The sequence below is a fragment of the Iamia sp. genome, assembly GCF_035575815.1.
Classification (GTDB): domain Bacteria; phylum Actinomycetota; class Acidimicrobiia; order Acidimicrobiales; family Iamiaceae; genus Iamia.
In genome coordinates, this window is sequence record NZ_DATLXO010000119.1 from 1 (window position 1) to 11,821 (window position 11,821).

The 11,821-nt window shown below is 72.9% G+C and carries 10 protein-coding genes; 7 read left to right on the top strand and 3 right to left on the bottom strand.

The genetic code is table 11. The annotated features are described in order from the left end of the window. Window positions 1-113 precede the first annotated feature (113 nt). The 3 genes from VNL12_RS12355 to VNL12_RS12365 all read left to right on the top strand — a co-directional run bounded on the left by VNL12_RS12355 (window position 114) and on the right by VNL12_RS12365 (window position 2,865). A complete protein-coding gene (locus VNL12_RS12355) occupies window positions 114-1,085 on the top strand; it encodes an NAD-dependent epimerase/dehydratase family protein (protein WP_325594979.1) in 972 nt (323 codons plus the stop codon). Further along, a complete protein-coding gene (locus VNL12_RS12360; RefSeq protein ID WP_325594981.1) occupies window positions 1,082-1,747 on the top strand; it encodes a hypothetical protein in 666 nt (221 codons plus the stop codon). The genes VNL12_RS12355 and VNL12_RS12360 overlap by 4 nt, the downstream gene beginning before the upstream one ends. A gap of 278 nt (window positions 1,748-2,025) precedes the next feature. Further along, the gene (locus tag VNL12_RS12365; protein ID WP_325594983.1) at window positions 2,026-2,865 is read left to right on the top strand and encodes an alpha/beta fold hydrolase; all 840 of its coding nucleotides are present in this window, start codon (window positions 2,026-2,028) and stop codon (window positions 2,863-2,865) included. Window positions 2,866-2,883: 18 nt separating this feature from the next. Here VNL12_RS12365 and VNL12_RS12370 read toward each other — a convergent pair whose 3' ends face one another. Further along, entirely contained in the window at window positions 2,884-3,516 is a 633-nt protein-coding gene (locus VNL12_RS12370) for a response regulator transcription factor (RefSeq protein WP_325594985.1), read from the bottom strand. Window positions 3,517-3,604: 88 nt separating this feature from the next. On the opposite strand from VNL12_RS12370, the gene VNL12_RS12375 reads away from it, so the two are divergent. Next, window positions 3,605-4,564: a diacylglycerol/lipid kinase family protein gene (locus VNL12_RS12375; RefSeq protein ID WP_325594987.1), complete on the top strand. Its 960-nt coding sequence runs from the start codon at window positions 3,605-3,607 to the stop codon at window positions 4,562-4,564. A 519-nt stretch (window positions 4,565-5,083) separates the two neighbouring features. Next, a complete protein-coding gene (locus VNL12_RS12380; protein WP_325594989.1) occupies window positions 5,084-5,962 on the top strand; it encodes a MinD/ParA family protein in 879 nt (292 codons plus the stop codon). 193 nt (window positions 5,963-6,155) lie between these two features. Here the strand turns inward: VNL12_RS12380 and VNL12_RS12385 are convergent, their stop codons facing one another. Beyond that, entirely contained in the window at window positions 6,156-7,010 is an 855-nt protein-coding gene (locus VNL12_RS12385; RefSeq protein WP_325594991.1) for a class I SAM-dependent methyltransferase, read from the bottom strand. A gap of 88 nt (window positions 7,011-7,098) precedes the next feature. Beyond that, window positions 7,099-8,181, bottom strand: a complete 1,083-nt coding sequence (locus tag VNL12_RS12390; protein ID WP_325594993.1) for a sensor histidine kinase — start codon at window positions 8,179-8,181, stop codon at window positions 7,099-7,101. Window positions 8,182-8,466: 285 nt separating this feature from the next. On the opposite strand from VNL12_RS12390, the gene VNL12_RS12395 reads away from it, so the two are divergent. Together VNL12_RS12395 and VNL12_RS12400 are read left to right on the top strand one after the other, a co-directional pair. Further along, window positions 8,467-9,057 carry a TIGR00730 family Rossman fold protein gene (locus tag VNL12_RS12395; RefSeq protein WP_325594995.1) on the top strand — a complete coding sequence of 197 codons (591 nt, stop codon included), beginning with the start codon at window positions 8,467-8,469 and terminating at the stop codon, window positions 9,055-9,057. Between the two features lie 344 nt (window positions 9,058-9,401). Further along, window positions 9,402-11,821 (top strand): ATP-dependent Clp protease ATP-binding subunit (locus VNL12_RS12400; RefSeq protein WP_325594997.1); only part of this gene is annotated, 2,420 nt, incomplete at its 3' end.

The following is an 11,821-nucleotide window of genomic DNA, read 5'->3' on the forward strand; positions in this document are numbered from 1 at the left end:
GTCGTGCTGTTCCCGACCATGCGACCCGAACCTCCCGAGGCCTTCGAGCGCCCCGAGGCCTTCGACGTCGAGGATGAGATCGGGGCCGTCGCCCCCGACGGCGAGGCCTGAGCATGGGCACCCGGGTGCTGCTGACCGGCATGGGTGGCGAGCTGGGCACGCGCGTCACCAACCTGCTCGAGGCCGACGAGCGCATCGAGGAGATCGTCGGCCTCGACCTGGGCCCGCCGCGGGGTCGGATCCCCCGGGCGCAGTTCCACCTCGTCGACCCCCGGGACCGGGACCGCACGGTCGCAGTGGTGCGCGACCTCGAGCCTACCGCGGTGGTGCACCTCGGCGTCTACGAGCCGGGTGCGCGGGCCTCGGGGCGCACCGCATTGGCCATGACCGAGGCCTCGGCGCTCGCCGCCCTCGGCGCCGCCGCCCAGAGCCCGGCCCTCGACCGGATCGTGGTCCGCAGCGGCATCGAGGTCTACGGCCGGCCCCGCGGCGGGCCCCAGCGCCCCGACGAGAGCGTCCTGCCCCAGCCGACCACGGCGTGGGGCCGCATCCTGGCCCAGACCGAGGAGATCGCGAGCGAGGCCGCCCGGGCCGCGGACGTCGCCCTGACGGTGCTGCGGTTCGCGCCGGTCGTGGGGCCCCACATCCCCAGCCCGCTCGGGCGCGGCCTGCGCCTGCCGGCGGTGCCGATCTCGGCGGTGGCCGATCCGCCGTTCTCGCTGCTGCACCAGGAGGATGCCGCCGCCGCGGTGGTCCGGGCCCTCGACACCGGGCTCGACGCGACGGTCAACGTGGTGGGACCGGGGGCGGTGACCCCGCTACAGGCGGTGCGGCTCGGCAACCGGATCCCCCTGCCCACCGTCGGGCTCGGGTGGGTCGCCGCCCGGCTGGCCTGCGAGCTGGTGGGCGCGCCGCTGCCGAGACACGTGATCGAGCTGCTCACCCGGGGCCGGGGCGCGGACGGGGCCATGGGCCAGGAGGTGCTGGGCCTCGACCCCGTGCGCCGCACCGTCGACGTGGTCCACGACCTCTACGAGTGGGCCGAGGTCGTGCACCTCGACGTCGCCCACCGAGGGGCAGCGTGAGCGCGACGGCCGGACGTGGTGGGGGCGCGGTGGCGGGCGATCCGGCGGCCCGGATCCTGCGCCGGCGCCTCGACGGCACCCACCACGTCGACGACTGGGGCCTCGACCCGGACCTCATCTCGCTCCTGGCGCCCGCGGTCGGCCTGCGGTGGAGCGTCGAGACCCAGATGACCGGCCGCCTCCCGGCCTCGGGGCCCGCCGTGCTCGTCCACAACCGGGCCGTCGGGATCTCCGAGCCGGTGGTGCTGGCCCGCGGCGTCCGGGAGGCCACCGGCCGCCACGTCCGCACCGCCGGGCTCGTCGACGTGGCACCCTTCGCCACGCTGGGCCGAGCCCTCGGTGGCGTCGTCGACCGGCCATCGGAGCTCACCGGCGTGCTCCGCGCCGGCGCCCTGGTGGCCCTGCCGCTCGGGCGCGACCTTCGCCCACAGCGGGCGGGCCCGCTGGCCGCTGAGGCCCTCGCCCCCGCCCTCACCACCGGCGCCGCGGTCATCCCTGTCGCTCTCGTGGGGCGCGAGGTCGGTCGCCGCTGGCGGCTGCTGGTGGGCGAGCCGGTCGACCACCCGCCGGGGAAGGGGCCTCTGGCCGTGGCCGAGCTGGTCGACGCCGCCCGGGCCCGGGTGCAGACCCTCCTCGACGAGGCCGGCCCCCGCTGGCTCTAGCCCGGCCCCCGGACCGGTCTCGGCCTGTCCCGGTCCGACCGGGCATCCGCCCCCGAACTGGTCGCGGAATCCGTCGTCCGGGTGACGAGGATCGCGACCGCTTCGGAGGGGGTCGGCCGTCGGACCGGGGGACAGGGCACCGCATCCGAACAGGTCGCGGAATCCGTCGTCCGGGCGACGGGGATCGCGTCCGGTTGGCAAGGGGTCGGGTCTCGGGCGGGGAGCGATGGGGTCCGACCGTTTGTCGAGGGCGTTCAGGAGCGCCCTAGCCTCGCTTGGTGACCTACGTACGTGCCGAGGACGGGACCCGGCTCCACTACCAGGTGTGGGGGCCCCGCCACGGCGAGCCGCTCCTCCTGGTGCACGGCCTCGGCGCCGATCATCGGGGTTGGATCATGCAGCGCCGGGCCTTCGGCGCCCGCTACCGCTGCATCGCCTTCGACAACCGCGGCGTGGGCAGCTCGGACAAGCCGCCGGGCCCCTATGACCTCGAGGTGATGGCGGGCGACGCCGTGGCGGTCCTCGACGCCGCCGGGCACCCCTCGACCCACGTGGTGGGCGTGTCGATGGGCGGGATCCTGGCCCAGATCCTCGCCGTGCGGAACCCCGATCAAGTCCGGTCCCTCACCCTGGCCGCCACTGCGTGCCGGCACCTGCCGTGGCGGCGCGAGCTGCTGGGCCGGTGGGTCGAGACGGCCGAGACCGAGGGCATGGGCACCTTCGTCCGCGACAACGTGCGGTGGCTGCTCGGTCAGCGGTCGCTGCGCCGCATCTGGCCCCTCGCCGCCATCCTCGCGCCGCTGGTGGTGAACGTCCCGCCCCACGGCTTCGCGGCCCAAGCCCGGGCCATCCTCGCCACCGACGACGCCCTGGCCGACGAGCTGGGCACGCTGCGGGTGCCGACGCTGGTCACGGTGGGCAGCCAGGACATCCTCACGCCCAGGGGCGACTCCGAGGAGCTGGCCGAGCGGATCCCCGGCGCCGAGCTGGTCGTGATCCGCGGCGGGGCCCACATGGTGCAAGCCGAGCACGCCGGCACCTTCAACCGGGTCGTCCGCCGGCACCTCGACGCCCACTCCGAGCCCGTCGCCCCTGAGGACCTCGCGGAGGTGGGCTGACCCTGCGCCTCGGCGGGCCTACTCGATGCCGTGCTCGAGGGCGTAGCGGATCAGCTCCTGCTTCCGCGACAGGTGGAGCTTGCCGAGGATGTTGCGGACGTGGTTCTCCACCGTCTTCTCGGCGATGAAGAGCTCCTCGCCGATCTGGCGGTAGGTGTGGCCCCGGGCCACGTGTTGGAGGACCTCGCGCTCGCGCTCGGAGAGGGCCTGGGCGGCCCCGCCGGTCTTGTTGAGGCGTCGGAACTCGCCGAGCAGGAGGGCCGCCAGGCTGGGGGAGAAGACGGGCTCGCCCTGGGCCGCCTTCCACAGTGCGGTGCGGAGCTCGGCCGACGGCGTGGACTTCACCAGGTAGCCCACCGCTCCGGCGGCGACGGCGTCGAGCAGGTCGCGCTCGGCCTCGCTGACCGTCAGCATCACGATCGGCGTGGCCTCACCGCAGGTGCGGGCCACCTTGATGCCGCCACCGGCAGGCATGTGCAGGTCGCACACCACCAGATCGGGCTGTGTGCGGCCGATGACCTCGATGGCCTCGTCGGCATCCGCGGCTTCGCCGATCACGTGGAACGTCTCACCCAGGTCGGCCCGGAGACCGGACCGCCAGATCTGGTGGTCGTCGGCCACGACCACCCGCACCGCGTCGAGCTTGGCCATCGACGGAGTCTCCCATGTCGGAACCGGCCGCTGGGCGGGCCGTCGGACCGTGTCGCCACGCGCGCAACCGAGGCTACGGTCACGGGCGGTGCAGATCGAGGTCGTCGTCAACTGTGGAGCGGGGTCGGTCGAGAGCGCCGAGGCCGACGCCGAGCGCGAGCGCGTCGCCGAGACTTTTGCGACCCTCGGCCACCAGCCCCGGATCGCCGTCGTCGTCGGCGCCGCGCTGGAGGCGGCGGTCACGGCGGCCGCCGAGCGGGGTGCGGACGTGGTCGCGGTGGCCGGTGGCGACGGGTCGCTCGGCACCGCGGCGACCGCCCTCGAGGGCACCGACGCCGTCCTCGGCGTCCTGCCCTTCGGCACCTTCAACCACTTCGCCCGTGACCTCGACATCCCCCTCGAGCTGGCGGAGGCCGCCCGGGTGACCGTCGAAGGCAAGACGACGACGGTCGACCTGGCTGAGGTCAACGGTCGCACCTTCGTGAACAACTCGTCGATCGGCGTCTACCCGGTGATGGTCGACCTGCGCGACGAGATCCGTTCCAGCCGCGGGTGGGGAAAGGTCCGGGCCGTGCCCGTCGCCTCGTTCCGGGTGCTGCGACGGTTCCCGAACCGGCGCCTGCGCATCTCGGCCGACGGGGAGCAGTGGCACCTGCGCTCACCGTTCGTGTTCATCGGCAACAACCGCTACGAGGTCGGACCCAAGGGGGTCGGGGCCCGTACCGGCCTCGCCGACGGGGTGCTGTGCTGCTTCGTGGCCATGGTCGAGACCCGCCTGGGCTTTGCCCGCATGGCCCTCGCCTCGGTCACCCGAGGGGCGTCGTCGACGCCGACGCTCGAGACGGTCTGCTCGGACGTGGTGAGGGTGGAGGCCCACGGTCACCAGCTGCTGGTGGCGATCGACGGCGAGATCGCCACCCTGCGCTCCCCCCTCCGCTACGGGATCCGCCCCGGCGCCCTCCGGGTGCGGGTGCCGCAGGACGCCGAGCCGCCGGCCGGCCCGCCCGACGCACCCTCGGCGGGCTCCGGCGTCGATGCCGACGGCTGATCGCCGGTCGACGCCCGGAGGTTTGCCGGGTGGGACGAGGCGGTACGCGAGGGTCATCCCGTCCGGAGGCACTGAATGACCGAGGCTGATCCCGTTCACCCCCATCCCGGCTCCGCCGCGGACGACGATGTCGACCACACCGTCGCGGGCCCACCTCCGGCCCCCCCGCCCGATCCCCTCCTGACGGCTCGCCCAACGGTTGCCGACGGCCCGGCTCCGACGACCGGCAACGTCCCTGCCCCTCCCCAGCCGGTCGGCGTCCCGCCCACGGTGCCTGCGGCCCCTGCGACGCCTGCCGGTTCCCCTCCGGCCTCCCCCGGCCCGGGTGATGGTGGGACGGCCCCGGATCAGGCCCGGGCTCCGCTCCCGGAGCCTGCGGCCGCACCGGGAGTCGCCGCCCCCGACGCCGCCACCGGTCAGGCCCCGGCCGACGGTGGTGCCGCGGCTCCGCCCGCGAGCTCCCCGGCGGCGTTCGACCGGCTCTGGCAACCGCAGACGCTCATCCCCGTCCCCAAGGCGGTGCCGCGCGCCGGGTGGCGCAAGGCGGTGTACCGCCTGTCGGCCGGCAACGTGAACCCCGGTCCGTCGGCGACCGACGCCAGCCGCGACGGGCTGCGCGAGGGGGTCAACCGTCCGTTGGCGGCGCGGCGGGGCGAGCGCATCGCGGTGCTCTCGACCAAGGGGGGCGTGGGCAAGACGACGACCACCTTGATGCTGGGCCACACCCTGGCCATCGAGCGCGGCGACCGCGTGGTCGCCCTCGACGCCAACCCCGACTACGGGACGCTCGGGTACCGGGTGAGCACCGACACCCAGCGCACGGTGCGCGACCTGCTCGATGCCCGCGAGGGCATCCACTCCTATCCCGACGTGCGGGCGTACACGACCCAGGCGCCGTCGCGCCTCGAGGTGCTCGCCGGCGACGCCGATCCGGCGGTCTCCGAGGCCTACACGGCCCAGGACTACGCGGATTCCCTGTCCATCCTCGGCCAGCACTACAACGTGGTGCTCACGGACTGCGGCACCGGCGTGCTCCACGACGCCATGCGGGCCGTGCTGCACATGGCCACCCAGCTCGTCATCGTCACCGGGCCGGCCGTCGACCAGGCCCGCCACGCGGACCACCTGCTGCGGTGGCTGCACCGCCACGGCGCCGAGCACCTCGTCGGCAGCGCGGTCACGGTGGTCAACGCGGCGCGCAACGACCTCGCCGTCGACGTGGAGGGGATGGTCACCCACTTCGAGGGCATCACCCGGGCGGTGGTGAAGATCCCGTACGACCCGGTCCTGGCGGCGGGCGGCATCGACGGTCTCGACCGCCTCGACCGGGGCACCCAGGACGCCTACCTCGCCCTCGGCGCCGAGGTCTGCGCCGGCTTCGGCCGCGACGGCATCTGACCCGAGGCGAGCGCGGCGACAGCTCCTCGTCCCAGCTCGTGCTCGAGCAAACCTCCACCAGGGTGGGCAGCCAGGCCGCACCAGGGCGGCAGTGTCCGGGTGGGTGGGCCGTGTCGTGATCCGAGCTCCGGGAAATTGCGTACCTGAGTCGCGCCCGGCGCGATTCAGGTACGCAATTTCGGTCGACGGGCCCTCAGCCCCGGCGCACGAAGCGCCACACCACCAGCAGGGGCATCCCGGTGTAGGCCTCGCGCACCGCGTCGGGGACGAAGCCGTAGGCCGGGTGGTTCGTCACCGCCTCGTCCATCACCGGCTCTTCGCAGTCGACCACCTCCAGCCCGGCGGCGCGCGCGGCCCGGACGTAGGCGCTGAGCGGGTGGTGCCGGTTGCGAACATGGGCGAGGGCCCCGGCCCGGACGTCGGTGAAGCCGGCCGTCCCGCCCAGCAGGACGGTCACGGGATGCATGTCGGCCACGACGACCCAGCCCCCGGGGCGGGTGACCCGGGCCAGCTCGGCCACCGCGGCGCCCAGGTCCTCGACGTGGGTCAGGGCCAGCGAGCAGACGGTGAGGTCCATCGTGTCGTCGGCCAGCGGGAGGTCGTCCAGGGTGGCCTGCTCGAAGCGGGCGCCGGGCACCTTGGCCCGGGCCCGTTCGAGCATGGCGTGGGTGGCATCGATGCCGACGACGTCGTAGCCCAGGGCGTGGAGGTGGGCGGCGTGGCGTCCCGTGCCGCAGCCGGCGTCGAGGGCGCGACCGCGGGGCGCGCCTGCCACCATGGCCGCCACGATCGGCTCCTCGGCGGCGATGGCCGGGTTGGGCCCGTCGTAGGTCTCGGACCACGCCGTGTAGCCCTCATCGACCTCATGCTCGATCACCGGGATCTCGATGTCGTTGGGGAACTCGTTCAGGTGCTCGACCACGCGGCGCACGTCGTCGAGGCGGGGGAGCACGGCGGAGGGCTCGGTCAGGATGCGGCGCATGGCGGCCAGACCGGCCACGGCGGTGAAGAACTGTCCGCTGAGCAGCACGTCGCGTCGAGGCGTCACAGCCCGACAGTACCGATCAGCGGGGGATGGCGAGGCGGACGCCATGATCTGGCGGTGCTGATACCAGGCGGTCAGCCTGCAGCACTGGTCAGCGGGGGATGGTGAGGCGGACCTCGGCACCCCGCCCGGGGGAGGAGACCACCTCCACCGTCCCGCCCACGTCCGCGATGCGACCCCGGATCGAGCGACCGAGGCCCACCCCCTCGGGGGTGGCTCCGGGGTCGAACCCGCTGCCGTCGTCGTTGACCGAGACGAAGAGCCCGTCGTCCCCCGGGTCGACGAAGACCACCACGCCCCGGGCGCCGCCGTGCTTGGCCGCGTTGGTGAGGGCCTCGCCCACCGCGGCCGCGGTGGCGGCCACGGTGGAAGGGGGCAGGGCACCGGGCTCGTCGACCGCGGTCACCGCGACGGTGAGCCCGTCGCGGGCCTCGGCCCGGCTGGCGACGTGGCGCAGCTCGGTGAGCAGGTCACCCGGCGCTCGGTCGATGCCGAAGAGGAACTGGCGCAGCTCGCGCTCCTGGGTGCGGGCCAGCTCGGCCAGCTCGCCGTCGGTCGCGCGGCGCTGCACCACGGCGAGGGTCTGGAGCACGCCGTCGTGGAGGGTGCGGGCGACCTCCTCACGGGCGCGGACCGCAGCGATCTCGTCCTGCGCGCCCCGCAGACGGTTCATGACCAACCCCGACGCGCCGCCGGCGAGGGCGTAGAGCACGGTGGTCGACAGCAGCGACAGGAGCCCGGGCGATCCCATCTGATCGAGGTGGGTGCCGCCCCAGCGCCCCAGCCCGAGGGTGACCCCGGCCGCGATACCGCCGGCCGGCCCGAGGGCGATCCCTGCGGCGAGGGCGGCGGAGAGGGGCCAGGCCGAGCCGAGCGACTGGCGGTGGAAGCCGCCGTAGACCCACCCGTCGGCGACGAGGAGCCCGGTGGCCACGCCCACCTCGACGGCCACCGCCGCCGGGTGCAGCAGGAGCCCGGGCCGGGACTGTGAGGCCGCTCCCAGCGCAGCGGTCAGGGCCAGCGCCAGCAGGCACAGGGCCACGGCCGGGGCGGGCCGCGAGAGCTCCGATCGCGACACGATGAGCACCGTGGCCATCCACACCCACACCACAGCGCGGAAGCCGGCCAGGCCGCCGAGGACGCCTCGCTCCAGGGGCGACGCAGGGCGGTGCACCGCGCCAGCATCGCAGCCGACCCGGGCCGGGGCCGCCACCCGCATCGGCCCCGGGCCGCGACGTGGAGCTCTCGCGCGGTTCTTGGTACAGGATCTGGCGGGGCTCACCGAGTCTCGTACCAAGAACGGCGCGAACGGTTTCTCGGTACAGGATCCGGTGGAGCTCACCGGTTCTCGTACCAAGAACGGCGCAAGCTCGTACCAAGAACGGCGCGAACGGGCGCCGGGGCACAGCGACGGCTGCACCCACCGCCACGACTGTCCCATCGCTGGCAGGATCGCCCGATGGAGCTTCGTCGCGTCTGCGTGTTCTGTGGGTCCAACCCCGGGACCGACCCCACCTACGTCACCGCCGCCGACGCGACCGGCCGCCTGCTGGCCGAGCGGGGGATCGGCGTCGTCTACGGCGGCGGGACCGTCGGGCTCATGGGACGGGTCGCGACGGCCGCGATGGCCGCCGGCGGCGAGGTGATCGGGGTGATCCCCGACTTCCTCGACAAGGTCGAGATCGCCAAGCGCGACATCACCTCGCTCGAGGTCACCGGCTCGATGCACGAGCGCAAGGCCCGCATGGCCGAGCTGTCCGACGCCTTCGTGGCCCTGCCCGGCGGCATCGGCACCTTCGAGGAGGTGTTCGAGACCATGACCTGGACCCAGCTCGGGGTGCACGACAAGCCGGTCGGCCTCGTCGACGTCAACGGCTTCTGGGCCCCTGCCGCCGCCCTGCTCGACCGGGCCGTGGCCGACGGCTTCCTCGCCCTCGACGTCCGGGCGTCGATCATCGTGGCCCCGACGGCGGCCGAGGTGCTCGACCGCTTCTCCTCCTGGGCCCGGCCCCGCCTCGGCAAGTGGACCGAGAGCGACGTCACCCTCTGATCCGGGTCTCATCCCCCTCCCGGTCCCTCGGAACGACGTCGCGGTGTGGCGACGGCGCGACACCGCGACGCAACGCCGGCGATCTCGACCCGGGTGCGCCGGGGGTGGCACATCTCACACCGGGGCCGGGCGCGGCCACGAGCGGGTTCGCGATGCAACCGATATGGGCGCGATGGCCCATGTCCGGGCGCCGGACGGGGCCGATGGAGGAGGGGAGGAGAAGCAGGGAGGGAGCCGACCGCCCCCTTCGCCATCCCGGGGGGCCGGGACGGTGGAGGGGGCGGTAGGCTCACCCCACGAATCCTGCGACGGGCCGTCGGGGCCCTGAAGAGGGAGGAAACCAGGTGTTCGAACGATTCACCGACAGGGCACGCCGTGTCGTCGTCCTCGCCCAGGAGGAGGCTCGCCTCCTCAACCACAACTACATCGGGACCGAGCACATCCTGCTCGGCCTCATCCACGAGGGTGAGGGGGTCGCGGCCAAGGCGCTCGAGTCCCTCGGCATCTCGCTGGAGGCCGTGCGCAAGCAGGTCGAAGAGATCATCGGCCAGGGCACGCAGTCGCCGAGCGGGCACATCCCGTTCACGCCGCGCGCCAAGAAGGTCCTCGAGCTCAGCCTCCGCGAGGCCCTGCAGCTGGGCCACAACTACATCGGCACCGAGCACATCCTCCTCGGCCTCATCCGTGAGGGTGAGGGCGTGGCCGCCCAGGTGCTGGTGAAGCTGGGCGCCGATCTGTCCCGGGTGCGCCAGCAGGTGATCCAGCTCCTCTCGGGCTACTCGGGTCCCGGCGGCGCGTCGGGTTCGGGCAGCTCGGAGAAGGCGGGTTCGACCCCCGGGGGCTCGGGCGAGGCCTCGGGCTCGGGCTCGCTCGTGCTCGACCAGTTCGGGCGCAACCTGACCCAGCTGGCCCGGGAGAAGAAGCTCGACCCGGTCATCGGGCGCACCCGGGAGGCCGAGCGGGTGATGCAGGTGCTGAGTCGTCGCACCAAGAACAACCCGGTGCTGATCGGTGAGCCCGGCGTGGGCAAGACCGCCATCGTCGAGGGCCTGGCCCAGTCGATCGCCGGCGGCGACGTCCCCGAGACCATTGCCGACAAGCAGGTCTACACCCTCGACCTCGGTGCCCTCGTGGCCGGCAGCCGCTACCGCGGCGACTTCGAGGAGCGCCTCAAGAAGGTGCTCAAGGAGATCCGCACGCGGGGCGACATCATTCTCTTCATCGACGAGATCCACACCCTCGTCGGAGCCGGTGCGGCCGAGGGCGCCATCGACGCCGCCAGCATCCTCAAGCCCATGCTCGCCCGCGGTGAGCTCCAGACCATCGGGGCCACCACCACCGACGAGTACCGCAAGCACCTCGAGAAGGACGCGGCACTCGAGCGTCGCTTCCAGCCCATCAAGGTCGAGGAGCCGACCGTGGCCCACACGATCGAGATCCTGAAGGGCCTGCGCGACCGCTACGAGGAGCACCACCGGGTCACCATCACCGACCAGGCCCTCGTCGCTGCGGCCAACCTCGCCGACCGCTACATCTCGGACCGCCACCTGCCCGACAAGGCCATCGACCTCATCGACGAGGCCGGCAGCCGGCTGCGCATCAAGCGCATGCAGACCCCTCCCGACTACAAGGACCTCGAGAACAAGATCGCCGACGTGGTGAAGCGCAAGAAGGAGGCCGTCGAGGCCCAGCGCTTCGAGGAGGCGGGCAAGCTCCGCGACGAGGAGAAGGAGCTGCTCGGGCAGAAGGAGGCCAAGGAGGCCGAGATCAAGGCATCCGGCGTCGACCTCTTCGACGAGGTCGACGAGGAGGCCGTGGCCGAGGTCCTCTCCATCTGGACCGGCATCCCGGTGTACCGGCTCACCGAGGAGGAGACCAAGAAGCTCCTCAACATGGAGGAACAGCTCCACAAGCGGGTCATCGGCCAGGAGCAGGCCATCAGGGCCGTCAGCCAGGCCATCCGCCGCACCCGGGCCGGGCTCAAGGACCCGAAGCGGCCGTCGGGGTCGTTCATCTTCCTCGGCCCCTCCGGCGTCGGCAAGACCGAGCTGGCCAAGGCCCTCTCGGAGTTCCTCTTCGGCGACGAGCAGAGCCTCATCAGCCTCGACATGTCGGAGTACATGGAGAAGCACACCGTCAGCCGCCTGTTGGGCTCGCCCCCCGGCTACGTGGGCTACGAGGAGGGCGGCCAGCTCACCGAGGCCGTCCGGCGCAAGCCCTTCAGCGTCGTGCTCTTCGACGAGATCGAGAAGGCCCACCCCGACGTGTTCAACACGCTGCTGCAGATCCTCGAGGAGGGGCGGCTCACCGATAGCCAGGGCCGTTCGGTCGACTTCCGCAACACCGTGCTGATCATGACCTCGAACCTCGGCACCCAGGACCTGCGCAAGGCCAACGTCGGCTTCGGCAAGTCCGACGAGGCGGTCACCTACGAAAGGATGAAGGAAAAGGTCAACGACGCCCTGAAGCAGCACTTCCGGCCGGAGTTCCTGAACCGCATCGATGAGACGGTGGTCTTCCACGAGCTGTCGAAGCCCGAGGTCACGATCATCGTCGACCTGATGATCAAGCGCACCCGTTCCCAGCTCGAGGCCCAGGGCATCGGGCTCGAGCTCACCGATGCGGCCAAGCTGCTGCTCGTCGAGCGGGGCTATGATCCCACCCTCGGCGCCCGGCCCCTGCGCCGGGCCATCCAGCGCCTGGTCGAGGACCCGGTGTCCGAGAAGCTCCTCTACAAGAGCTACCACGCCGGCGAGATCATCAT